This window comes from Streptomyces sp. NBC_00091, from assembly GCF_026343185.1.
Taxonomy (GTDB): domain Bacteria; phylum Actinomycetota; class Actinomycetes; order Streptomycetales; family Streptomycetaceae; genus Streptomyces.
The window spans coordinates 812141-834669 of record NZ_JAPEMA010000002.1; the positions used below are offsets into that span (position 1 = coordinate 812141).

The window sequence follows — 22529 nt, forward strand, 5'->3', positions numbered from 1 at the left end:
GGTCAGATCCCGACGCCCTTGCCGCGGAGGTACTTCAGCGGGTCGATGTCGGAGCCGTAGCCGGGTCCGCTGCGCATCTCGAAGTGCAGGTGCGGGCCGCTGGAGTTGCCGGTCGAGCCGGAGCGGCCGATCCGCTGGCCGCCGGAGACCTGCTGGCCGGCCTTGACGCCGAGCGCGGAGAGGTGGGCGTACTGGGAGTAGCGGCCGTCGGTGTGCTTGATGACGACCTGGTAGCCGTACGCTCCGGCCCAGCCGGCCGACTCGACCGTGCCGGCACCCACGGCCTTGACGCTGGTGCCGGTCGGCACCGGGAAGTCGACGCCCGTGTGGTAGCCGCTGGACCAGGAGGACCCCGCGACGCGGTAGGCGGTGCCGATGCCGGAGTCGACGGGGGCGCTGAACCCGCCCGAGGCGGGCTTCTGCTCCGCTGAGGCGGGCTTGCCGGCGGGCTTGGCGACCGGCTCGGGCTTGGGCGTCTCGGCGGGCTTGGGCTTCGGCGTCTCGGCCGGCTTCGACTGCTCGGGCTTCGGCTTCGGCTGCTCGGGCTTGGCCTGCTCCGGTTTGGCCTGCTCGGGCTTCTTCTGCTCCGGCTGCGGAGCGGCCGGTTCCACGGGCTTGACCGGCTCCGCGGTGCGCGGCGGCTTCTCGGGGTTCTGGGCGGGCGGGGCGGTGGTGACCCTGAGGGTGAGCCGCTGGCCCGGGAAGATCATGTTGGGGTTGCCGCCGACCGTGGACCGGTTGGTCTCGTACAGTGCCTGCCAGCCGCCCTCGAGGTGCTGCTCGGCGGCGATCGTCGACAGGGAGTCCCCGGGCGCGACCACGTACGGGTTCGGCAGGACGGAGGTCCCGGTCGGGCGGGGCATGGTGACGGGGGCCGGGGTGGTGGCCTTGGTCGGCTGGATCCGGTCCTTGGGGGCCTGCGGCGCGGGCTTCGCCGCGGGCTTGGCAGACGGTTCGGGCGCCGGCTTCGTGGAGGGCCGGGTGTCGACGGCGGGCGCCGGACCGCTGCGGCTGAGCCCGGCCTGGGGGCCGCACGCGGGCCACGCCCTGGGCCCCTGCCCCTTGAGCACCTTCTCGGCGACGGCGATCTGCTGGGCCTTGGTGGCGAGGTCGGCGCGGGCGGCGAAGGCGGTGCCGCCGAATTCGCGCCAGGTGCTCTGGCTGAACTGGAGGCCGCCGTAGTAGCCGTTCCCGGTGTTGATCTGCCAGTTGTTGGTCGACTCGCAGGCGGCGACCTTGTTCCAGGTGTCCACGGAGGCGGCCTGTGCGTCCCCGGCGCCGATCAGGGGGAGGGCTAATCCCGCGCCACCCGCGGTGACGACGAGCGAGGCCCGGTTGATGCTGCTCGGCTGGTACCGGCGGTGCCGGCCCCGTACACCCATGGGAGCCCCCCCTTGAAGACATCAGGAACCGCACAACCTAACGGCGCTCCGATGACCTGACAAGGGTGACAACCAGCCGCCCTGCGGCTGGAGTTGACGGTTTCGGCTCAGCTCAGCGGCCCGGGCTGCGGGATCGGCGCGGGCACCGGGGGCGTGGGCACCGGGTCCGGCTCGGGGAAGGGCTGCGGCACCGGCGGCCCCGGGCGCGGCACGGGCTCGGGGTCCGGCAGCGGCGGGTACGGGTCCGGGACCGGCGCCGGATCGGGGACCGGCGGCTGCGTCTGCTCTACGTTTCGCACCATGAGTCCCACCTTCCCCCGATCTCAGCCGGTATGCCCCTCGGCGAGGGCGGCGGCCAGGCCGGGGGCGGGGCTGGAGAGCACGGGCAGGCGGGTGCGGACGAGGCCGGCGGCCGCGGCCATCGAGGCCTGGGCCAGGACGATGACGTCCGCGTCCGTGACGGCGTCCGCCGCCCCGGCCACCGCCGCGAGGTACCCGGCGGCGTCACCCGCCTCGAAGCGGTCCCAGGCGCCGGGCACCAGGTGCGTACGGACGGACAGGGGCCGCCCGCCGGCCTCCTCGGCCAGCAGGGCCCCGGTCGGGGCGAAGGTCGACTCCACGGTGGCCAGCAGGGCGATCCGCGGGCCCGTACGTACGGCCTCGGCCGCCATCGGCCGGTCCACCCGCAGCACCGGGAACCCGAGGGCCGGGGCGAGGGACTCCGCGACCGCCCCGATGGTCGAGCAGGTGACCAGCACCGGGCCGCCGGATTCCCGGAGCAGCCCGAGCAGCTCGGGGACCACGGACTCCGGGCCGCGGGCCCGGGCCCGGTCCAGCAGGTCCGGGACCACCAGGTGGCGCAGTACGGCCTCCGGGTGGTCCCGCTCGCGCAGTGCGTCGAAGACCGGGACGTGCACCGGGGAGGTGTGCAGCAGCGTCAGCCCGCTCACCAGAGGTCGGCGTCCCGGTCCAGTTGCGCCCTGGCCGCCTCGGCGACCGCGGCCGGGGGCTCGGGCGCCCGGTCGGGGTGGCGGGCGGCCCAGCTCGCGGCGTAGGGGCAGAGCGGGACGACCGGTACCCCCTCCGCGGCGGCGATCCCGTAGAACCCCTTCACCAGGTCCCCGGCGATCCCGCGGCCCTCGTGGCCCGGCTCGACCACGGTGTGCACCGCCACCAGGGCGTGGGGCTCGGCGGCGAGCACGAAGTAGGCGATGAAGCCGACCACCCTGCTGTCCTCGACGGCCAGCAGCCGCCCCGCTTTGCGCTCGTCCACCAGCTCGATCGCCATGATCCCCGACTCCCCTCAGACAGCCACCGAGTGGGGGCTGCGCTCCTGGTCCGTTCCCGGCACCGGGGCGGACGGGTCCGCGCCCAGCTCGATGATCCTGTTGTCGCCGTCCACGTGCACGACGCGCGGCTTGAGCGCCCGCGCCTCCGCGTCCTCGACCTGCGCGTAGCTGATCAGGATGACGAGGTCCCCGGGGTGCACGAGATGCGCGGCGGCCCCGTTGATCCCGATGACCCCGGAGCCCCGCTCCCCCTCGATGACGTACGTCTCGAGCCGCGCACCATTGGTGATGTCCACGATGTGGACGAGCTCCCCGGGCAGCAGATCGGCGGCGTCGAGCAGGTCGGCGTCGATGGTCACAGAGCCGACGTAGTGCAGGTCGGCCTGGGTCACCGTGGCCCGGTGGATCTTGGACTTGAACATGGTGCGCAGCATTTTGGACTCCTGGAAGACGGCTCCCTGCCAGCTTTCTGCAGGTCAAGGGCGTTCTTCACTGTACATCGGCACGCGTCAGATCGGAGATTATTAGGAACATCGCCCCCCTCTGACGAGAAGACTTCGCGTGGACCTCGTGGAAGGTGATGCTGAGGGACTCCGGGGTGTCGAAGGTCCGGGTACGGACTGTGCCGGGGGCGAAGAGTGCGGCGGGCCGGGCGGCGTCGGTGAGGTTGTTGCAGCGCACGAAGTCTGCTCAGCGGGCTTGGGGTTCGGGTTCCGGGGCGAGAGGGCCGGGCTGGGGTGCACGGATGGCTGGCGCGGTTTCCGGGAGGCGGCGCAGGACGGGCAGGACGGCCAGGGCAGTGGCGGCGACCAGGGCGCCGGGGATCAGGGCCCAGCCGGTGGAGTCGACCAGGGCCTGGGAGGCGTACGGGGTGAGTCCGCCGAAGAGGGCGGTGGCTGCGGTGGCGCCGAGCGCGAGGCCGCTGAGGCGCTGGGCGACGGGGAACTGTTCGGCGATCGCGGAGGCCGCGACCGCACTGATGCCGCCTGCCACGCAGGCCAGGACGATCGCGCCGGTCAGTGCGGCGGCGAAGCTGCCCTGGGTCATCAGGCCGAACATGGCCGGCGGCAGGATCACCGCCAGGGCACCGAAGAGCGTGAGTGCGGGGCGGCGGCCGACCCGGTCGGACAGGGCACCCGCGAACGGCGTGACGACGATGACGACGAGGGCCGCGATGGTCGACAGCCACAGGGCGTCGGACTCGCTGAAGCCGCTGACCGCGCCGAGGTAGGTGGGGACGTAGCTGATGCCGACGTAGTACGTCACCGAGCCGAGCGCCGAGATCGCGAACGTCCGGTAGAGCGCGGGGCGCTGGGTGCGCAGAGTGGTCATCAGCGGGCCCGCGCCCTTGGTGTCGGGCGGGGGCTGCTGCTCGAAGGCGGGGGATTCGCGCATGGTGGAGCGGGCGATCAGCACCGTGGTGGCGAGCAGCGTGCCGAACAGGAAGGGGATGCGCCACCCCCACGCGTCCAGGGCGGGACCGGGGACGAGGGTGACGGTGAGGGCAGTGACCCCGGCGGCGGAGCCGATCTGGTCGCGGGTCGGGAGCAGGGCGGTGGCCAGCATCGCGGAGGTCATCACCGCCATCGAGCCGAGCAGCACCTTGCGGCGCCCGAGCCGGTCCCCGATGTGGCCGAAGGCCATCGCGCCGAGCGGGCGCATCAGGTAGGCGACGGCGAAGACCGCCAGGGTGATCAGGAGCGAGGTGGAGCCGGTGCCGAAGAACACCCGGGACAGCACGGTGGTCATGTACAGGTACAGCGTGAAGTCGTACCACTCCACGACGGTGGACAGGGCCGCCACCAGAATGGAGGACCGGGGCAGGACGGCTATCGCCTGAGCGGGCGGTGCGGGTGCGAGGGATTCCATGGTGTGCCTTGCGGGAGGGCGGCAGCGCGGACCTGGACGGTTGCGCGGGAGGAGGAGGCGACTGTCTGCCTCACGGCGCCGGTACGGCGCCGATCTGCTGCATCACCCCGAGGAGGTCGGGCTGGCCCCGTTCGCCGACGATCCGGCCGTCGGCCAGGTAGTAGAAGTTCATGGCCTGCACCGAGATCTTGTTGCCGCTCGCCGGGATCCCGAAGAATTCACCGTCGTGGGTTCCCCGCATGGTGAACCGCGCGGCGACCGTGTCGCCTTCGGTGACCGTCTCCTCCAGCGTCCACTGAACGTCGGGGAAGGCGCTGCGCATCATCCCGAGGACTTCCATGTACCCATCGGGCCCCCGCAGTGGTTCCGGGTGACTTGGCGCGTGGAACACCGCGTCCGGAGAAATGACCTCGCGGGCGAGATCCTCGTTGCCCGTGTTGATGAACTCGACGAAACGGTTCATCACTGACTCGGTGGACTGCGACTGCATCTTGCTGTCCCTCTCCAGAAACGTTTGGGCGGGTACCTACGAGCATAACATCGAATCGATGTTCACATCGATTCGATGCACCTGTGCGAAGATGGACTCATGCTGGAACTCGCGATACTCGGCTTCCTCGCCGAGGGACCCCTGCCCGGACACGAGCTGCGCCGCCGCGTCTCACAGCTGACCGGCTATACGCGGCCGGTCAGTGACGGCAGCCTGTATCCGGCGATCAATCGTCTGACCAAGGCGGGCTTGATCGAGCGGCGCGCCGACCCGGCCGCGGGGGCGGCACGGTACGTGCTCAGTCTGACCGCGGCCGGACGGGCCGACATGCTTCAGCGTCTGCGCGAGCCCGCCGACCACGAGATCACCGACTTCACCCGGTTCTACATCGTTCTGGCCTTCCTCTCTCACCTGCCCGACGTAGCCGAGCAGCACGTGGTGCTGCGTAGGCGGCTGGAGTTCCTGGAAGAACCGGCGAGCTTCTTCTACGACAACGAGCGGCCCCTGCGTGCCGAGGAGGTCGCCGACCCCTACCGGCGGGGCATGCTGCTCACCGCCCGCGCCACCAGTCGCGCGGAGCGGACCTGGCTGCGCGAGGCCCTCGGGGACGAAGCCCCCGTATTCGACACCGGACGCGCCGACAGCGATCCGCACGCACCCGCCGCTCCCGCGAGCTGACTGTCCACGGAGGTACCCCCATGCTTGCTTCCTGGTACGACGACCAGGGCCCCGCCGCCGATGCCCTGCACGTCGGTGAACTACCTGATCCCGCCCCCGGCCCCGGCGAGGTCCGCGTCCGTGTCACCGTCTCGGGCGTCAACCCCGGCGACACCAAGAAGCGGCGCGGCTGGCTCGGCTCGTCCATGCCCCATCCACGGGTGATCCCGCACAGCGACGCCGCCGGGGTCATCGACGCCGTGGGCGCCCAAGTCGACGCCCATCGCGTCGGACAGCGGGTCTGGGTATACGGCGCCCAGTCCTACCGCCCCTTCGGCACAGCTGCTCAGTACACCGTCGTACCCGACAACCAGGCCGTACCTCTGCCAGACCACCTCAGCGACGAGCTGGGGGCGAGCCTCGGCATCCCCGGCATCACCGCCCACCGCACCGTCTTCGCCGACGGCCCGGTCGACGGCCGACTGGTCCTGGTCCACGGAGTCCTCGGCGGCGTCGGCTCCCTGGCCGCCCAGCTCGCCCACTGGGCCGGCGCCACCGTACTCGCCACCGTCCGCCGCACCGCGGACCTCGACCTCGTCGACCCGACCGTCGTCTCCCACGCCGTCGCCCTGGACACCGGCGACCCCGCCGCGGCCATCCGCTCGTACGCGCCACGGGGCGTCGACCGGATCATCGAGGTCGCGCTGTCCGACAACGCCGATCTCGACAACGCCGTCGCCGCCAACAACGCCGTCATCGCGGCCTACGCCACCCGCACGGACCGCACCGAGATCCCCTTCTGGCCGCTGCTGTTCAACAACGTCACCCTGCGGCTGCTCGGCAGCGACGACTTCCCCGCCGAGGCCAAGGGCCAGGCCGCCCGCGACCTCACCTCCGCAGCCGCCGTCGGCGCCCTCACCATCGCCGTCGGCGACCGCTACCCGCTGGACGACATCGCCAAGGCCCACGACCACGTCGACGCCGGCGGTGGCCACGGCCGCATCCTGCTCGCCATCCCCCAATAGCGCAGACGGAGTGCCGGCCGGCCACCTGGGGAGGGGCGTCGCGCTGGCGATGAAGCTTCTGGCGATCAGCTTCGCGCGGCGTGCACTGGATGCGGGCCTTCCACCACCCGGGCAACGCTGCGGCCCTCGGCATGAACCGGCGGCTGGGCTTCGTCGAGGCCGACGTGCCCGTCCGGGACGACGGATCGGGTCGGGCCGCGCTTCCCGACCGGGCAGCGGGACGACCTTGCGCGTGACCTTGACGCGCTACTCGGGCAGACCCATAGTGATGGCCACCGAGCCGCTCTCATCTACCGCGTGTCCTGGCCGAATTGATTGTTAGCGCTAACATTCGATCCTGCTTCCACCGTCCCCGCACTCCCGACGGGCTGGGCTCCACGGAGCGGGCAGCAACCTCCCGCCCCGGGACGCAACGTCCGCGACCACCCGCGGGACCCGTTGCATCCCGTGGTCCGGGCGCCCCCGCCCAGCGCTGCGACGGTGCATGCCGTGACTGCCGAGAACGGCCGCCCGCCCCCCACGCACCCTGGAGCGCAAATGACCGCAACAACCGGCCCCGGCCCCCACCCGTCGCGACGCCTGTTCCTCGGTATGGCCGCCACCGTCCCGCTGGCCCTGTCCGGAACGCTGGCCCTGGGCGCGCGGCCCGCCTACGCCGCGGACGCGGCCTACGTCATGGGCTACTTCACCGAGTCCGCGACCATGCTGGAGGCCGACTACGGCCTGCACCTGGCGGTCAGCACCGACGGCCTGCGCTGGATGCCGCTCAACCAGAACAACCCCGTGGTGACCCCGACCGCGGGTGCGGGCGGTCTGCGTGATCCGTTCATCATGCGCAAGCAGGACGGCACCTTCGTCGTCCTCGCCACCGACCTCAAGGGCACCGACTGGGGCTACAACAGCCAGTACATCCACGTCTGGGACTCCGCGGACCTGCGCGCCCTCACCGGCTACCGCCGGCTGAAGCTGCACGACATGGTGACCCACAGCTGGGCACCCGAGGCGTTCTGGGACGCCGGCCGCGGCGAGTACGGGATCATCTACTCGTCGGTCAATGCCAGCGGCCACAACGTGCTCATGGTGAACTACACCACCAACTTCCAGACGGTGACGTCCCCGCAGGTCTTCTTCGACCCCGGCTACGACATCATCGACGGCAACCTCGCCGTGGGTGTGAACGGCGTCAACTACCTCTACTACAGGGGGAGGGACCAGGCCCTCGTGGGCGCGCGGTCGACCACCCTGCAGCCGGGCAGCTTCACGCCCTTCAGCACGGCGGCCGCCCACGGCGGCACCGAGGCGCCGACCCTGGTGAAGTCCCTGACCTCCGGATCCTGGTACCTGTGGGGCGACACCTACACGCCGAACGGCGTCTTCTACGCCTGGCAGAGCAACGACCTCGCCGCCGGCACCTGGACCGCGCTGGACCAGCGCGACTACACCCAGCCCCTCAACTCCAAGCACTGCACCATCGCGACGATCACCACGACCGAGTACGACAACCTCGTGGCGAAGTGGGGCAGCCCCGCCTGGAACCGGCTGAAGTCCTACAACTACCCCGACCGTTACGTCCGTCACGCCAACTCCGTCGGCCGGATCGATGTCTACCCGTTCGACCCGTACACCGACTCGCAGTGGAAGCTCGTACGCGGCCTGGCCGACAGCGCGGGCGTGTCCTTCCAGTCGGTCAACTTCCCGACCCGCTACCTGCGGCACTCCAACTACGACCTGCGGCTGGAAGAGAACGACGGCACCGCGACCTTCGCCGCGGCCGCCACGTTCCACAGGACCGCCGGCCTGGCCGACTCCTCCTGGTCGTCCTTCCGTTCGCACAACTTCCCGACGCATTACATCCGGCACACCGGCTACGTCCTGCGCATCGACCCGATCGCCACCACCACGGAGAAGGCCGACGCCACCTTCCACGTCGGCTACTGACGGGGGTCGGCTCGGGCCACCCCACGGGCCGGGACCGGTGCCGAGGTAGGCCAGGTCCAGGTCAACGACCCCGGCCTTGTTTGTTACCTGACCGCCGACGCCGGCGCGGAGGCCGACGGCCCGGCGCGCGCCACGGGTGGGTGGCGTTGCTGCCGGGCCGTCGGTCACTCACGCGGTCTCACTTCCCGTGCAAAGCCCTGCGGCGACGTCCGCGAAGCACCAGCACGCTGCCGGCGGCGATGACCAGCAGGCCACCGAGGGCGCTGTAGGTGATGGTGTTGCTCACCCCGGTGGAAGCCAGGCCGCCGGACGTGCTGCCCGGGGTCGGCTGGCCGACGGGTACGCCGCGCTCCGCCTGCGCACGGGTGCCGGTCGTGCCGGAGGCGGTAACAACCGGCGTGGCGGCGGTCGGCGTGGGGGCGGGCGTCGGCTTGGCAGCGCCGGCGGTCCCCGACGCGGGCTTCAGCTGAAGAGTCGTGATCGAGTACGGCGGCAGCGTCTGTGCGACCGCCGTGCCCCGCTTCGCCGTCGTCAGGGCAGTATCTCCCTTGGCATACGAAACGGTCGTGACCTCCCCGGCGGCCGGGGTGAATCCGGCGTACGAGAGCGACACCGGCGCCGCGTTCTGCGGGCTCTTGTTGATCAGCATGACGTTCAGACCGCCGTTGCCGCTCCGCACCGCGTGCACGGCAACCGACGAGTTGCCCGAGGACGACTTGACCATGGTGTCGCCGGGCTGCGCCAGTGCGGTCAGCGAGCGGATGCCCCAGTAGGTGGGGAAGGGCGTGTCGCGCGGCGGTTGGCACTTCCCCCCGGCGCAGGTTCCAGCGGAGAGAATGCCCCCATCCCGGTAGTCGGTCTCGCCGTGGACGGTGGTGGGTGCTTCGCCCGAGCCGTTGTGCAGGTTCCACCAGTCCACGTGGGTGGCACCCTGCTCGAACCAGGTCATGTAGGTGTCCGGCGCGAACAGGGCCGCGGCCTGGCTGGTCAAGGCGGGCGAGCCGACGGCATCGGTCTCGGTGACCGCGATCTCCACCGAAGCGGCGCGCGAGCCCGCGTACTTGGCGATCAGCGAGCGCAGCGAGGACGTGACACCGGCGATCCGCGAGGGGGTGTTCAGCAGGTCGGCCGTGGTGGTGCCGCCCGGATACCAGTGGACGATGACGAAGTCGATCGAGCTTGCCGCGATGGAGAGCACCGTGTGGTTCCAGTCGGCGCTGTCACCGGGAGCCTTCTCCGTATCCGGCCAGCCGCCGGGGGTGGTGAGCACCGCTCCGATCTTCACCTTCGGGTCCACGGCCTTCATCGCCTTCGAGTAGGCGACCAGGTTCTTTCCGTACTCCTTCGGGCTCTTGTCGGCGTGGGTGTCGGTTTCCCATCCCTTGCCGTTGCCGTAGTGCCCGTTGCCGTAGACCTCGTTGCCGATCTCCCAGTACTTCACGCCGTAACCTTTGTCGACGTTGGCGTACTTGACCCAGTCGGCGGCCTCCTGGGGGGTGCCGGAACCGTAGTTCGCGGTCAGGATCGGCTGGGCGCCGACCTTCTTCGCGGTGGCCATGAAGTGGTCGAAGTTGGTGTTGGAGGGGATCCAGCCGCTGCCGTCGCCGGAGGTGTGGGTCTTCCAGTGGTAGTCGTCCGCGCCGGAGCCGCCGGGATAGCGCAGTTGCCGGACTCCCGCGGCCTTCATCAGCGATGTCACCTTGGGGTCCCCCATGTGCTCGTCGCCGAAGCCCGTGTTGAGGCCGACACCACTGCTGGGCACCGTGCCCAAGGAGGTACCGGCATCCACACTGATGCGGACGGTCGGCGCTGCGCCCGCGCTGGGCGCCAGGGCGCCGACACCGGCCGAGGCGGCGAGCACCGCCACCGCCCCCACGACCAAATGCCGGAGCATCCGGCTACGGCGGGGCGTGCGGTCCCGAGGCATCGGCTGCTCGGGGGATCTCGGGTTGCCTGGTGACATGTGGGGCTCCGATCGGGTGTTGACACAGAGGGTGTAGGGCCGCTGATCACGGCTCGCCCTCGTCGGTACACCCCTAAGTGGCCGGCCGGAGCGGAAAGGTTGCCGTTTCAAACATCTTTTGCCGAGACGCGGTCGCACCGTCTCACCGGACCCGGTGGCCCCGTGACACGCCCGGGCTGGTCCTTGCCGCCGGGGCCGCGGCCAGGAGCGCCACCTCGGAGCGTCCATCAGTAGGTGCCCGTCCTGGCGCTGGACAGCTTGTTCCCGTCCACCACCGCGTGACGCCACCGGTGGTGCCGCTCGTTGGGCCCGGGTGACAACTCCTCCCCCCGTCCCATGGTGGGGGGGGCAGGCCGATCGGGGAGAGGACGGCATGGGGGCGGTCGCGGGTGATGACGACGAATGGGGCAAGCGGGCACTTTGCCGTACTGCTGACCCCGAAGAGCTGTTCGCAGAAGGCGCCGCCCAGAACAGGGCGAAGGCTGTCTGTGGCGGCTGCCCGGTGCGCACGGAATGCCTCGCCCATGCTCTTGATCAGCGTATCGAGCACGGTGTCTGGGGAGGTATGACGGATCGGGAGCGACCCGCGCTCCTACGCCGGCGCCCCACGGTGACGTCGTGGCGAAAGCTGCTGCAGGCCGCCCACAGGGAGCACGACCGGTCAGCGCGTGCCGCAAACGGAGCGGGCTGGCAGGCAGCCGGCTGACGCGGTCGGTACGAAGCCGACGAGGCGACCCCTCTTCACAAGTCCGCGTTTAAACTCCGCGGCCTCGCCCGAGGGGCCAACCTGACACGGGGGGCCGAAAGGCTCACCCCAACATGGGCTCGAGAACAACGTCGATCGTCAGGGCGAACCGGGGCCGTGTGGTGCGACTGGTGCCTTGAGCCGCCTGGAGAGTCCGATCGCTGCTGCTGCCGAGCCACAGCCCCACGACCAGATCGGGAAGGTACTGCTCCATGGGGACCGCAGTGGGCCGGATCTGGCGGAGACGGTGCGGTAGTGCGGTGCGATCCGGACTGCCTCGGCGGGGTCGCGGGTGGGTTGTGGCCAGTTCCGGTGCGGGATGCGTTTGAGTTTGTAGTTGGACATCTTGCGTTTGACCACGCGGCGGTTGCTGCGTCGTCGCCGTCTCGGCAGGAGCCGGGCCAGGATCTCGCGGACCCCGTCGAGCAGTGCGCCGGCTAATCGCGCAGGGGAAAAACGCGACCTGCCGTGCCTGGCACACGGCTCAGGGCGGCGCCACGTCTCCCGAGCGCGCGGCGCGGCACGCAGCGGTCAGGACCGGCAACCCGGCGTTCGATCCTCTTCAGAAAGGGTTGCCGTCCGGTCCAAGATTTTTTCGGACCTCGCTGTCGGCCGTGCGACCTCGGGCGCGCGCAGACCGAAACTCCCCTTGCCCAGCGGGCAGGGGGAGTTTCCGTGGGCTTGAACCGGATACCGGTGTCAGCAGGAGGACTAGCCCGTGGAGCCGACGCGGACGAGCATCCACTGCTGGTTCACGCCGCCCCAGTCCGAATACTGGACGATGCCGGTCCCGTCGGCGGAGGAGAAGCCCGGTACCTCGACGGCCTTCCCGCTGTTGCGGTTGATCAACCGGACGTATCCGTCCGGTGAGTCCACCAACCGGAACTGCTGGTTCACGCCACCGTGGTCGCTCCACTGGTGGATGGCGGCGTTGTCGGCCGTCGACCAGCCGGAGACGTCCAGCAGCTTGCCGGAGTGCCTCGCCTTCAACCGGTAGTAGCCGCCACCGGAGTCCACGAACTGGAACTGCTGGTTGGGCCCGTCGTACCGGGCCCACTGCGTGAGGGCGGCGCCGTCCGCGGAGCTCACGCCCGCCACGTCCAGTGCCTTGCCGCTGTTGCGGTTGACCATGACGTACCAGGCGTTGGTGTCCACAGGGGCCGCCGGCGCGTTCGCGCGCAACTCGAAGCGTTCCACCAGCACTTCGCCGCCGAGGGCCCGGGTGGCATGGTTGAAGACGGCGAAGCGGTAGCCCATGAAGAAATGAGGCCTCTCGCTCATAGTGAAGGCCGGGCCGAGCCGGGTGAAGGTGGTGCCGTCGGTGCTGTAGGAGAACGTCGCCTGACGGCCCGGCCCCGGGCTGATGTCGGCGGCGGCGCGCAGCCAGACGCGGCTGCCGGACGCGGGGAGGTCGGCGCGGGCCTGCTCGGTGCCGGTGCTGCTGGTGTTCCAGCTGGCGTCCATGGTCAGGCCGTCGAACACCACCAGCCTGCTGACGCCGCCCTGCCGCGTGACGCCGATCCAGGCGGAGGAGTCCCGCAGCATCGCCAGCCCGGCCCGGTCGCCGTCCGCCATCCCGGAGCAGTCGAGCACGACGGTCGCGGTGGAGGCGGGGCCCTGGATGCGGCGGGTGAGGGTGTTGCGGGCGCTGTAGAGGTCGTCGGTGACGGTGGCGGTCCTGAGGGTGAGCCCGTTGTTGACGGTGAACGCGGCGGTGTCGGGGTTGTGGTTCCACTCCCAGTACGGCGCCAGCGCCGTTCCCTGGAAGGTGTCGGCGCCGGTCATCGGCGGGAGCGGGTGCGGGGTGACCGGGTAGGGGTATGTCTCGCCCCACGTGCCGTTGACGGTCTGGAGCTCGGGCCAGCCCTCGGCGTTCCAGGTGACCGGGGCCAGGGCGGGGACGCGGCCACCGGGATAGGCGTCGATGAAGCCCATGTAGTACCAGTCGCCGTTCGGGGTGTCGACCAGCGAGCCCTGGTGCGGTATGCCGCCGCCGGGGATCGGGCCGGGCAGGTCCAACAGCACCTCCCGCATCTTGTACGGGCCGAAGGGGCCTGATGTGGATTTCCAGATGTACTGGCCGTTGGGCGGGCGGGTGACGAAGATGTAGTAGTTCCCGTTGATCTTGTAGAAGCGGGAGCCCTCCATATAGTGGATCTCGTCGGGCTTGGTAAGCACGTGCTCGGACCTGACCTCGGTGCGCATGTCCGGGGAGAGCTGCGCGACGCGGATCTCGTTGGCGCCGTACGCCACGTACGGGGTGCCGTCGTCGTCGAAGAGCAGTCCCGCGTCGTAGTAATTGCTGCCGATCTCGGCGTGCCGGGTCCAGGGGCCCGCCGCGTTGGTGGCTCTGTATACGTACGACCGCTGCCCGCCGATCTGGCCCAGTCAGTAGAAGGTCCCGTCGCTGGGGCGGTGGCGCATCGAGGACGCATAGATGCCCTGGACGTACGCCCGTCCGCCGTTGAGGTCGTACGCGTCGCCGAAGTCGAGGACCGGCACCGAGTGGCCGATGAACTCCCAGTTGACCAGGTCGTAGGAGCGCAGGACGGGCGCGCCCGGCGAGAAGTGCATGGTCGAGCCGGTGTAGTAGTAAGCGTCGCCGACGCGGATGACCTCGAGGTCGGCGAAGTCCTGCCAGATCACCGGGTTGGTGAACCGCTCCTGCTGGGCCGTCGTGGCCGCCGCGCTCGCGCCTATCGCCGGCAGCGTGGTGCCCGCGACCAGGCCGACGGTGGCCGCCATGACTTTCCGGCGGCTGTGGGGGTGTTGGAGCCAGGACATACGAGATCAGCTTCCTCACGCGTGGGGGACCGAGAGCCGAAGTGTTAGCGTTAACATTTCCGAGGACGGGCCGTGCAGGGGGTGATCTGAGTGTCCCTAAGCATGTGCAGGAGCAGCCAGAGCGTTTGTCATTTCTGTCTGCAAGAGGCCACCAAGGGGTAGCGAATGCTCCGCATCGGAACGAGCAAAGGGACCGAGGGCTGACCCAGGCCGGGCGGCGAGATGAAGCCGTCGCGCAAAGGCACTGGACAGGGTCGGGCACCGGGTTGCCGGCCCGGGCCCGACCCTGTGTTGGTTCAGCTCTTGCCGGTCAGGCGCCAGACCTGGTTCTTCTTGGCGGCCAGGGCACTGGCGGAGTCACAGGTCCACTGGTGGACCAATGCTCCGACGGCGGTGGAGATCCCGCTGACGTCCACGCACTTGCCGCTGTGCACCGCGACGAGCTGGTAGTCGTTGGCGGCGACATGCCGCAGCGTGAACTGCTGGTTCGTGCCGCCGTGGCAGGTCCACTGATGGACCGCCTCACCGTCGGCGGTGGAGACACCGCGGATGTCGAGGCACTTGCCGCTGTGGCGGTTCACCAGGGAGTAGGTGTCCGCCACCCCTTGCACCGGACGGAAGTCGAACCGCTGTTCCTCACCGGCGCCGCAGGTGTACTGCCGGTACTGAGTGCCGTCGGTGGTGCTCTGGTTGGGGTCGTCCAGGCAGTGCCCGCTGTGCTGGACGACGGCGGTTGACGAGAAGGTGGACTGGCCGGTGGTGAACTGCCACCAGTTCATATTGAACAGGTACCCGCTGCCACCGGCGAAGCGCAGGTACAGATCGTGGGTCCCGGTCGCACCGGTAACAGGGCACGAGACCGTGCTCCAGGTCTGCCAGCCTCCGGTGCCCGACACCATGCATGTCCCGACCGTCGGCCCAGTAGCACTGTCCAGGTGCAGCTCAACTCGGCCGCCGCTGGTGTTTGAGGCCATCCTGGCGGTGAACGAGCCGGCACCGGTGCCGAATGCTACGCCCTTGACCTTGATGTAATCGCCGTTTTCAATCCAGCTGATGTTCATCCCGCCCTCGCTGGAGGGTTCGGTTTCGATGCCGCTGCCCCACGCGATGGACTCGGCTTCCTGGCGGACATAAGGATCGAGCGTGCCGGCCTGCGGCGCCCCGGCCGTCGTCATATTGATCGTCGGGATCGTTCCGTCAGCGTTGTAGGAAAACTTCTCCACTGCGACCGAGCGGGTGAAGCCGCCGCCGCCCGGGAGGGCGCCGTTGTGATAGAAGAAATACGAGTTGCCCTGAAAGTCCACGATGCCCGCGTGGTTGGTGAAGCTGTTGCCCTGGGCGGGCATGACTGTTCCACGGTAGGTCCACGGTCCGGTCGGGCTGGGTGCCGTGGAGTAGGCGATGAACTCCGAGCAGCACTTGGCGGCATACACCATGAAGTACATGCCGTTCCGCTTGTAGACCCATGGTGCTTCTTCGTACAGCGTGGGACGGTCGGGGTTGTCGGTGCGGGACCCGAAGCCCTCGGTGGTGAGCGGAATTCTGACGGGGCTGCCCGCGTAGGACGTCATGTCCGCATTCAGCTTGACGTACCAAAGATTCGGGTTGCCCCAGTACAGGTAGGCCTGGCCGTCGTCGTCGATGAAGACGGTCGGGTCGATCTCACTGTTCTCCACCAGCGGGTGGCCGAGGGCGTCCCGGAACGGGCCGGTGGGGCTGTCCGACACCGCCACGCCGATGGCGAATCGGCCGGTCGCCCGGACCGACACCGGCACGTACCAGTAGAACTTGCCGTCCCGTTCGACGGCCTGGCCCGCCCACGCGTTGGCGCCCGCCCAGCTGAAGGTGTTCAGGCTGAGCGGTGAGCCGTGGTCGGTCCAGTTGACCATGTCGGCGGAGGACCACGCCCGCCAGTCATTCATCACGAAGGAGGAGGTGGAGCCGTCCTCGTCGTGCCCGGTGTAGAGGTAGACCCGCCCGTTGTGCACCAGTGGGGCAGGGTCGGCGGTGTAGACGTGCTGCACGATCGGGTTGTCGGCCCTGGCCGCTGTGGGATGCACCGCGGCGGGAAGGACGGCGAACGCCAATATGAGGATCATCAGCACCCAGGCTGCCCGGGCGAGGCTCGTACCGGCGGCGGGTGACCTCACTGCGGCCGGGTGAGCCGTTGGCCTGTGGACGGTGGTACTGGCCATGGTGTGGTCCTTCCTGGTGCTGCGCGTCGGGGACTGAGCAGCTGGTCAGATGCGGAGGAGGGACGTTGGTGCGCTCGGGGTGTGGTCAGTGCGAACCGTGCGATGCGGACGGAGCCGCCGAGCGCTGGCGCTCCGTCAGACCGTCTTCGCCTTCTCGGATGCCGGGCGGGCGGGCGCTGCCTGCACGGGAGTTGGCGGTGTCGGCCATTGCGCTGCCTTTCGGTCGTCCGCAGCCTGCGCAACCTGGCAAGGGGCGACCTTCCATCCGAGAGGGGCCCACCCCCTGCTTCAATTCATACGGTCACAGCTATGGCTGGACGGCTGCGGTCATCCGGATCAAAGTGAGACCGTCGAAGTCGATCGGCACTCGGCGGCGTGTACCAGCTGTGCGGAGAGCACAGCCCTGCTCTGTGGGAGCCGTGTGGAAGAGGACCGCTTGGCCGTCGCCGACCACGGCCGAGACAGATGTCCACAGCTCGTCACGGACGCGGGCGGAGATCGTGCCGACGAAGATGCCGGGGACTGCTTCGGCGGTCCACCGACTGAGGGCGCCCCGGAGGTGGTCGGGGACCGCGGTGGTGGCGATGACCACCATCGACGGCATGTCAGCCCGCCTCCCCGCCGTAGTTGACGCCTGCGGGCAGGACGCCGGCCTTGGGGTCCCATAGGTGGACCATGTCGACGTGGTCTCGCTCGGTGGGGTTCTCAACGAACTCGCGGTACGCGACGTCATCACGCAGGCCGCCCGGACGACCACCGTCCTCGTCGTGGCACACCGCCTCTCAACGGTGACCCACGCCGACCGGATCGTGGTGATGGACGCAGAACGGGTACCCGCGGTGGGCACCCATGCGGAACTGCTCGGCCAAGACAGCCTGTACGCACGTCTGGCGGCCACCCAGTTCCTGGGACCGGCACGGTGACTCTTCTCTTCGCGTGACCCGGGCGGGCTCGGCCTCGTGTCGCCGAGCCCGCCACGCCGGCTCCGCTCCGGAGCCGGACCGTGTCACGTCGTCAGCGCTGCTGTGTCAGCAGACCCGGCCGGTAGGGCCATTGGCCGTAGTCGCCGCCGGAGTTGGGGTCGCGTCCCTGGTAGAGGAACTGCAGGTTGCAGGGATCGACGGTGAAGGTCTGATCGGCGCTGGTGCGGATCAGTTCGCCATGGCTGATGTCGTTGGTCCAGGTGGCGCCGCTGTTGGCCTTGCCGGCGAAGGAGTTGCTCTCGGTCGCGGCCTGGGGTGTCCATGAGCCGTTCAGGCTGGTGGCCGTGAACGAGCGGAAGTAGCGGCCCTGCGAGCCCCTCGCCTCGACGAGCATGAGGTAGCGGTCCTGGCCCTGGAGCTTGTAGACCTGCGGGGCTTCGAACAGGTTGTCCGCCGTATCGCTCATGATCGTCGTGTAGTTCGAGCCGAAACTGCTCGGGAAGTTCCCGATCGGCATGCTGGCCCGGTAGATCTTGCCGTTGTCACCGGCGAAGAACAGGTACATGTTCGTGCCGTCAGCTATGAGCGTCTGGTCGATGGGGCCTGTGGTGGAGCCGGTGATGCTTCCGGTGAAGAGCACCTGCTGTGAGGACCAGCCATTGGGGTTGGACGGGTCGCTCGACGTCCGGTAGGAGAAGGCGCTCCCGCCTCCCCACTGGTAGGCGAGCACCCAGATGTTCTTCGGCGCGAAGTAGAAGAGCGTGGGCGCGACGACGGAGTTCGACATCGTGTTCTGGCTGGCCGAGGCCATCTCCGGCCAGTTGCCGAACAGGCCGAAGTTCATCGAACCCCAGCCTGCTCCCGTTCCCGCGGCGCCGTGTGTCGTCGCATAGACGAGATGCTTGCCGTTGTAGGGGGCGACGGTGAAGTCCTTGAGCGACGCCCACCCGGCCTTGGGCTGCGCCAGTGCGCCCGTCGAGGTCCAGCGGTATGTCGACGGAAGAGCGCACGCACCGGGGTTGCCGGCACCGACCTTGACGAGCTGCCACTGCTGGTTGGTGCCGCCCCAGTCGTCGTACTGGACGACGTTCGCGTTGTCGGCGGTGGATCCGCCTTGTACCTCGAGAGCCTTGTTGCTGTGGCGCGCGATGAGCCTCACGTAGCCGTCCGAGCTGTCGGCCAGCCGCCACTGCTGGTTGGTCCCGTTCGCGTCGGCCCACTGGACGATCGAGGCGCCGTTCGCGGTGGAACCGTTCTGGACGTCCAGCACCTTGCCGGAGTGGCGGGACTTGATCCGGTAGTTACCGCCGCCGGAGTCGATGAACTGCCACTGCTGCTGGTTCTGATCGTTCCGGGTCCACTGGGTGATGCGGGCGCCGTCGCCGGTCGCCAGGTTGTAGACGTCCAGGGCCTTGCCGCTGTTGCGGTTGACCAGCACGTAGTAGGCGTTGGGGTCGACGGTCGCCGCGCTGGCGGGCTGGACGCTGAGGAAGGTGGCCAGGAGCAGCAAGGGCGCGAGGACGGCGAGCAGCCGTCGTCTCAGTTGGACCGGGGAGGGATGGCGAAACCACATCAGAAGGGCTCCTTTGGGGGTGGGGGTGAGGTGACCCCGACGGACCGCGGAACGGCCGTATTGGGGGGCGGGTACGGGATAGGTGTGAAGGCGGCCGCACATGCCGAAGCGTTGGTGCTCCGGACGCTCCAGTCGCGACACTTCGCCGTGGTCGAGGTGGGAGAGGTCTCCGGCCTTCAGCCGTTCCAGCTGACGGCCGGTCGTGACGGCAGCTGCCATGGGGCCGTCACGCCAGCGGATCCACCAGGCGTCCAGGAGCTCGCTCTTCAGGCGGTGGGCTGCGATGTGGAACTCCGGCAGCCCGCCTTCGCACAAGGCCAGGAAACCCTCGACCGCCAAGTCGCGGCGGCGGCGCGCTGCCGCGGAATAGTCGCCGGTCAGGGCTGCCGCCCTCCGGTAGGCGTGGGGATCGGCCAGGACCGGAGCAGGGAAGGTGAAGACGGCGTCGCCCGCCTCGGGAAGTCCGCCGTTCTGCATGAGCACCACGAGGCGCAGGCCGCCGTCGTTGACCAGGCGGTGGATCGTGCCGGGGGTGAACCAGACGACGTCGCCGGCGTGCAGCGGGGTCTCGGCGAAGCCGGAGGTGGTGAGGGTCTGGACACTGCCCGCGCCGCTGATGACGACGTAGGCTTCGGAGCAGACGAGGTGCATGTGGGGCGTGCCGCCGCACAGCCCGTCGGCGGCCTCCCAGTCGTACACGGTCAACCCGGAGATCCCCACGCCGCCGGGGAACGGGGTCACCACGGGTGTTCCGCGATGTGGCGGGACAGGCGCCCGGGGGCCCACGCACCGTCGGCCACGACGATCCGGTAGCGGCGCGACAGGGTCTCGCCCGGGGCCAGCGGCAGTTCCTCGTCGAATGCCAGGGAGGGGTTGACGGCTGGGAAGGGCTCACTGCGGACGAACCAGTCGCAGGGGGCGTCCGGATCGTCCAGGAACAGGAGCGTGGAGGAGCGGTCGACCTCGTCGTGCGTGCCGGTGAAGGCCAGCCAGTCACCCTGCTCGCCCATCGCGGGGCCGATCACTTCCCCGCCGGTGAAGTCGCGCGGGCCGCGCCAGAACAGGCCGGAGTATCCGGCGAGCCTTCTGCCCTGTGTGCCGGGGCTACCGAACAGCAGTCCGGCGCCCCGGACGTTGGTCAGTGCGGTGGTGACGTCCAGGGTCCAGGAGTCGGCCTCGACGTCGCGGGCGGTCAGCGTGCGGCGCTCGTCGATCCAGTGCTCCCCCGCCATCGTGTACCAGGCCAGGTCCTCGGTGATCACGGCGCGGCCGTGGCCTGTCTCGGCGGCCACGGTGAGGCTGCGCATCGTGCCGAGGTTCGGCAGGTCCACGTAGCCCTGGCCGCGCAAGTAGGTGCCGCCACCCCAGAAGTTGTGCCCCGAGAGCCACGACGCCGTGATCTGGATGCCCTTGTGCCAGCGGTGGTCGTGCGGCCGGTAGCCGGTGACCACGTCGCCGGCGAGCGTGCGCACCGGATGCAGGTAGGGTTTCGGCGCCTCGAAGGGGTCCATGACCGGCCGGTGCACGTACCGGAAGAGGTCGACGTCGCAGGCTCGGACGGTCAGCGAGTCCTCGTCCTCGATGAGTTCGAAGGTCATCGGAACACCTCCGGGCGCCCTCCGTTGAGCGAGCCGTAGAACGGGTCGGCCGCGTCGATCTCTCCGCGCCGGACCGGCAGGCCGGTGATCGCGGCCTTGTACAGGGCGGTGACCAGTTCCATGGTGGGCCTGCCGAGGTCGGGCCGGGTCCCCGCCTCGTAGTCGTCCAGGAAGGCCGCGAGTTGGGCGGTGTGCGAGCTGGGCAGGTCCTCCGGCGGCTCCCACTTCACGCTTTTCGAGCTGGTGGTGAACGTCCAGTCCGCGTTGGAGTAGCCGTACAGATGGCGCAGTTCGACCGTGGCATCGGTGAGATCGAACCGCAGGTAGCTCTCCTCGCGCGGGGAAAGGACGCTGTTGACGACCGTCGCGATGGCTCCGTTCTCGAACCGGACGAGGGCCGCGGACACGTCCTCGGTCTGGACGTCGCGTTCGAGGCGGCCGGCCATCGCGCGTACCTCGGCCCATTCGCCGAGCACCGCGAGCATCAGGTCCATCTGGTGGATGCCGTGGCCCAGGGTCGGGCCGCCGCCTTCGCTCTCCCAGGTGCCGCGCCAGGGCACGTCGTAATAGGCGTCGTCGCGATACCACGCCGTGACGCACTGCGCGACCAGGGCACGGCCCAGCGTCCCGGCCGCGATCCGGTCGCGCAGGTACCGGGCCCCCGAGCCGTACCTGTGCTGGAACACCGCGCCCGCGAGGGCGGGCCCTTCGGCGCGACGGATCCGGTCGAGCTCGGCCAGCGACAGGGCCACCGGCTTCTCGCACCAGACCCACGCGCCCGACTCCAGGCAGGCCACGGCCTGGTCGGCGTGCAGGAACGGAGGCGTGCACAGGTGAACGAGGTCCGGCCTCTGCTCCTGGAGCATCGTGTGCAGGTCGGTGTAGACCGCGGGTATGCCGTGTTCGGCCGCGAAGGCCTCGGCGCGCGCGGCGTCCACGTCGACGGCGGCCACGATCAGGGCCCGGTGCGCCTGCGCCCGGAGGGCGGGAACGTGGCATATGCCCGCGATCCCGCCCGTTCCGACGATCGCCGTTCTGATCATCCGCCCAGCACCTTCCTGATCGAGTGATAGGCGGGCTTGGGCAGCAGGTTCTCGTCGTAGGGCAGCGCTGCGCCCTCACCGGGGAAGACGGAGGGGATCCACGAGTACTTGTCCGTGTAGTCCCAGATGGTGATGCCGACGCATTTCCTGACCGCCAGGCAGGCCTTGACGTAGTCGGCGTACCAGGTGGCCTGGGTGGCGAGCATCGAAGGGGTCGCGGGGAGGTTCATCCGGATGTCGAGCTCGGTGATCGCGACCTCGACCCCGAGGTCGGCGAAGCGCTGCATGTTCTGCTGGACATCGGCCGGGAAGCCGTACTGGAGCGCCAGATGGCCCTGGATGCCGAAGCCCTCCACCGGAACGCCGTCGGCCTTCAACTGCTTGATCAGGGTGTAATAGGCGTCGCTCTTGGGGCCTATCCCGTCGACGTTGTAGTCGTTGAGGTACAGCTTGGCGTGCCGGTCGGCCTCGTGGGCCCAGCGCAGGGCGTCGGCGATGTAGCCGGGGCCGAGCGTCTTGTAGAAGAGTGATTCGCGGTAGGTGCCGTCGTCGTTGAAGGCCTCGTTGACGACGTCCCAGTGGATCACCTGGCCCTTGAAGTGCCGGACCTGCGTCTGGATGTGGTTCTTGAGGACGGCGCGCAGTTCGTCGGCGGTCCAGGCGTGCTCGGTGAGCCAGGCGGGGAGCTGGTTGTGCCAGATGAGGGTGTGGCCGCGGACCTTCTGGTGGTGGGCCTTGGCGAACGAGACGACCTCGTCGGCGGCGGTGAAGTCGAAGACGCCGCGTTCGGGCTCGGTGGCGTACCACTTCATGGCGTTGCCGGGGGTGGTCTGCCCGAATTCGCTGCCGAGGAGCTTCAGATAGGCGGCGTCGGTGAACTCGGGGTTGTCGGTGGCGGAGCCTAAGTACTTGTGGTGCTTCTTGGCCAGTTCTCCGAGCGTCCTGGGGCGGGGCTCGGCGGCTGCGGGCGCGGCGCCGAGGCCGGCCGCCAGGCAGACGGCGGCGGACAGAGCGGTGAGAATCCGGGACGTGGACCTGGACCTGGGAATGGGCAT

The 22529-nt window shown here is 69.5% G+C and carries 18 protein-coding genes and 4 pseudogenes; 5 read left to right on the forward strand and 17 right to left on the reverse strand.

Going from position 1 to position 22529, the window contains the following annotated elements:
* Nucleotides 1-2 precede the first annotated feature (2 nt).
* From OOK34_RS31415 to OOK34_RS31450, 8 genes and pseudogenes are all read right to left on the reverse strand, one after another.
* A complete protein-coding gene (locus OOK34_RS31415; protein WP_267036553.1) occupies nucleotides 3-1382 on the reverse strand; it encodes a transglycosylase family protein in 1380 nt (459 codons plus the stop codon).
* 107 nt (nucleotides 1383-1489) lie between these two features.
* Nucleotides 1490-1684 carry a hypothetical protein gene (locus tag OOK34_RS31420; RefSeq protein WP_267036552.1) on the reverse strand — a complete coding sequence of 65 codons (195 nt, stop codon included), beginning with the start codon at nucleotides 1682-1684 and terminating at the stop codon, nucleotides 1490-1492.
* Nucleotides 1685-1705: 21 nt separating this feature from the next.
* On the reverse strand, nucleotides 1706-2335 hold the full coding sequence (locus OOK34_RS31425; protein ID WP_267036932.1) for an aspartate/glutamate racemase family protein: 630 nt from the start codon (nucleotides 2333-2335) through the stop codon (nucleotides 1706-1708).
* Nucleotides 2329-2670, reverse strand: coding sequence for a GNAT family N-acetyltransferase (locus OOK34_RS31430; protein WP_267036551.1), 342 nt, complete (start codon nucleotides 2668-2670; stop codon nucleotides 2329-2331). Before OOK34_RS31430 ends, OOK34_RS31425 begins: the two co-directional genes overlap by 7 nt.
* Nucleotides 2671-2685: 15 nt before the next feature.
* Nucleotides 2686-3105: an aspartate 1-decarboxylase gene (panD, locus tag OOK34_RS31435; protein WP_267036550.1), complete on the reverse strand. Its 420-nt coding sequence runs from the start codon at nucleotides 3103-3105 to the stop codon at nucleotides 2686-2688.
* Between the two features lie 118 nt (nucleotides 3106-3223).
* Nucleotides 3224-3352, reverse strand: a pseudogene (locus tag OOK34_RS31440) (radical SAM protein); the annotation flags it as partial.
* 9 nt (nucleotides 3353-3361) lie between these two features.
* Nucleotides 3362-4540 (reverse strand): MFS transporter, encoded by a 1179-nt coding sequence (locus OOK34_RS31445; protein ID WP_267036549.1) that lies wholly within the window; start codon nucleotides 4538-4540, stop codon nucleotides 3362-3364.
* A 70-nt stretch (nucleotides 4541-4610) separates the two neighbouring features.
* Nucleotides 4611-5003, reverse strand: coding sequence for an ester cyclase (locus OOK34_RS31450; RefSeq protein WP_267036548.1), 393 nt, complete (start codon nucleotides 5001-5003; stop codon nucleotides 4611-4613).
* Between the two features lie 126 nt (nucleotides 5004-5129).
* On the opposite strand from OOK34_RS31450, the gene OOK34_RS31455 reads away from it, so the two are divergent.
* The 3 genes from OOK34_RS31455 to OOK34_RS31465 all read left to right on the forward strand — a co-directional run bounded on the left by OOK34_RS31455 (nucleotide 5130) and on the right by OOK34_RS31465 (nucleotide 8650).
* Nucleotides 5130-5708, forward strand: coding sequence for a PadR family transcriptional regulator (locus tag OOK34_RS31455; RefSeq protein ID WP_267036547.1), 579 nt, complete (start codon nucleotides 5130-5132; stop codon nucleotides 5706-5708).
* A gap of 20 nt (nucleotides 5709-5728) precedes the next feature.
* The gene (locus OOK34_RS31460) at nucleotides 5729-6712 is read left to right on the forward strand and encodes an NADPH:quinone reductase (protein ID WP_267036546.1); all 984 of its coding nucleotides are present in this window, start codon (nucleotides 5729-5731) and stop codon (nucleotides 6710-6712) included.
* Nucleotides 6713-7249: 537 nt separating this feature from the next.
* Nucleotides 7250-8650 (forward strand): glycoside hydrolase family 43 protein, encoded by a 1401-nt coding sequence (locus tag OOK34_RS31465; RefSeq protein WP_267036545.1) that lies wholly within the window; start codon nucleotides 7250-7252, stop codon nucleotides 8648-8650.
* A gap of 178 nt (nucleotides 8651-8828) precedes the next feature.
* Here the strand turns inward: OOK34_RS31465 and OOK34_RS31470 are convergent, their stop codons facing one another.
* The gene (locus OOK34_RS31470) at nucleotides 8829-10544 is read right to left on the reverse strand and encodes an LPXTG cell wall anchor domain-containing protein (protein ID WP_267036544.1); all 1716 of its coding nucleotides are present in this window, start codon (nucleotides 10542-10544) and stop codon (nucleotides 8829-8831) included.
* 442 nt (nucleotides 10545-10986) lie between these two features.
* On the opposite strand from OOK34_RS31470, the gene OOK34_RS31475 reads away from it, so the two are divergent.
* Complete coding sequence (locus tag OOK34_RS31475) at nucleotides 10987-11319, forward strand: WhiB family transcriptional regulator (protein WP_267036543.1); 333 nt, start codon at nucleotides 10987-10989, stop codon at nucleotides 11317-11319.
* A gap of 750 nt (nucleotides 11320-12069) precedes the next feature.
* Here OOK34_RS31475 and OOK34_RS31480 read toward each other — a convergent pair.
* The 3 genes and pseudogenes from OOK34_RS31480 to cas2e form a co-directional block, all read right to left on the reverse strand.
* Nucleotides 12070-14142 (reverse strand): annotated as a pseudogene (locus tag OOK34_RS31480) (family 43 glycosylhydrolase).
* Nucleotides 14143-14438: 296 nt separating this feature from the next.
* The gene (locus OOK34_RS31485) at nucleotides 14439-16241 is read right to left on the reverse strand and encodes a family 43 glycosylhydrolase (RefSeq protein ID WP_267036542.1); all 1803 of its coding nucleotides are present in this window, start codon (nucleotides 16239-16241) and stop codon (nucleotides 14439-14441) included.
* Between the two features lie 403 nt (nucleotides 16242-16644).
* Complete coding sequence (gene cas2e, locus OOK34_RS31490; protein ID WP_267036541.1) at nucleotides 16645-16941, reverse strand: type I-E CRISPR-associated endoribonuclease Cas2e; 297 nt, start codon at nucleotides 16939-16941, stop codon at nucleotides 16645-16647.
* Between the two features lie 103 nt (nucleotides 16942-17044).
* Between cas2e and OOK34_RS31495 the strand changes: the two are divergent.
* Nucleotides 17045-17260 (forward strand): annotated as a pseudogene (locus OOK34_RS31495) (ABC transporter ATP-binding protein); the annotation flags it as partial.
* A gap of 91 nt (nucleotides 17261-17351) precedes the next feature.
* Here OOK34_RS31495 and OOK34_RS31500 read toward each other — a convergent pair.
* The 5 genes and pseudogenes from OOK34_RS31500 to OOK34_RS31520 form a co-directional block, all read right to left on the reverse strand.
* Complete coding sequence (locus OOK34_RS31500) at nucleotides 17352-18833, reverse strand: non-reducing end alpha-L-arabinofuranosidase family hydrolase (RefSeq protein WP_267036540.1); 1482 nt, start codon at nucleotides 18831-18833, stop codon at nucleotides 17352-17354.
* 537 nt (nucleotides 18834-19370) lie between these two features.
* Nucleotides 19371-19484, reverse strand: a pseudogene (locus OOK34_RS35445) (cupin); the annotation flags it as partial.
* Nucleotides 19485-19570: 86 nt separating this feature from the next.
* Nucleotides 19571-20431 (reverse strand): PmoA family protein, encoded by an 861-nt coding sequence (locus OOK34_RS31510; protein WP_267036539.1) that lies wholly within the window; start codon nucleotides 20429-20431, stop codon nucleotides 19571-19573.
* Nucleotides 20428-21474, reverse strand: a complete 1047-nt coding sequence (locus tag OOK34_RS31515; protein WP_267036538.1) for a Gfo/Idh/MocA family protein — start codon at nucleotides 21472-21474, stop codon at nucleotides 20428-20430. The genes OOK34_RS31510 and OOK34_RS31515 overlap by 4 nt, the downstream gene beginning before the upstream one ends.
* Complete coding sequence (locus OOK34_RS31520; RefSeq protein WP_267036537.1) at nucleotides 21471-22529, reverse strand: endo-1,4-beta-xylanase; 1059 nt, start codon at nucleotides 22527-22529, stop codon at nucleotides 21471-21473. Before OOK34_RS31520 ends, OOK34_RS31515 begins: the two co-directional genes overlap by 4 nt.

Excerpts from the sequence above, each read along its gene's own strand:
- OOK34_RS31415 (WP_267036553.1), bottom strand. The coding sequence starts at position 1,382 with ATGGGTGTACGGGGCCGGCACCGCCGGTACCAGCCGAGCAGCATCAAC.
- OOK34_RS31420 (WP_267036552.1), bottom strand. The coding sequence starts at position 1,684 with ATGGTGCGAAACGTAGAGCAGACGCAGCCGCCGGTCCCCGATCCGGCG.
- OOK34_RS31430 (WP_267036551.1), bottom strand. The coding sequence starts at position 2,670 with ATGGCGATCGAGCTGGTGGACGAGCGCAAAGCGGGGCGGCTGCTGGCC.
- panD (WP_267036550.1), bottom strand. The coding sequence starts at position 3,105 with ATGCTGCGCACCATGTTCAAGTCCAAGATCCACCGGGCCACGGTGACC.
- OOK34_RS31445 (WP_267036549.1), bottom strand. The coding sequence starts at position 4,540 with ATGGAATCCCTCGCACCCGCACCGCCCGCTCAGGCGATAGCCGTCCTG.
- OOK34_RS31450 (WP_267036548.1), bottom strand. The coding sequence starts at position 5,003 with ATGAACCGTTTCGTCGAGTTCATCAACACGGGCAACGAGGATCTCGCC.
- OOK34_RS31455 (WP_267036547.1), top strand. The coding sequence starts at position 5,130 with ATGCTGGAACTCGCGATACTCGGCTTCCTCGCCGAGGGACCCCTGCCC.
- OOK34_RS31460 (WP_267036546.1), top strand. The coding sequence starts at position 5,729 with ATGCTTGCTTCCTGGTACGACGACCAGGGCCCCGCCGCCGATGCCCTG.
- OOK34_RS31465 (WP_267036545.1), top strand. The coding sequence starts at position 7,250 with ATGACCGCAACAACCGGCCCCGGCCCCCACCCGTCGCGACGCCTGTTC.
- OOK34_RS31470 (WP_267036544.1), bottom strand. The coding sequence starts at position 10,544 with ATGCTCCGGCATTTGGTCGTGGGGGCGGTGGCGGTGCTCGCCGCCTCG.
- OOK34_RS31475 (WP_267036543.1), top strand. The coding sequence starts at position 10,987 with ATGGGGGCGGTCGCGGGTGATGACGACGAATGGGGCAAGCGGGCACTT.
- OOK34_RS31485 (WP_267036542.1), bottom strand. The coding sequence starts at position 16,241 with ATGATCCTCATATTGGCGTTCGCCGTCCTTCCCGCCGCGGTGCATCCC.
- cas2e (WP_267036541.1), bottom strand. The coding sequence starts at position 16,941 with ATGCCGTCGATGGTGGTCATCGCCACCACCGCGGTCCCCGACCACCTC.
- OOK34_RS31500 (WP_267036540.1), bottom strand. The coding sequence starts at position 18,833 with ATGTGGTTTCGCCATCCCTCCCCGGTCCAACTGAGACGACGGCTGCTC.
- OOK34_RS31510 (WP_267036539.1), bottom strand. The coding sequence starts at position 20,431 with ATGACCTTCGAACTCATCGAGGACGAGGACTCGCTGACCGTCCGAGCC.
- OOK34_RS31515 (WP_267036538.1), bottom strand. The coding sequence starts at position 21,474 with ATGATCAGAACGGCGATCGTCGGAACGGGCGGGATCGCGGGCATATGC.
- OOK34_RS31520 (WP_267036537.1), bottom strand. The coding sequence starts at position 22,529 with ATGCCCATTCCCAGGTCCAGGTCCACGTCCCGGATTCTCACCGCTCTG.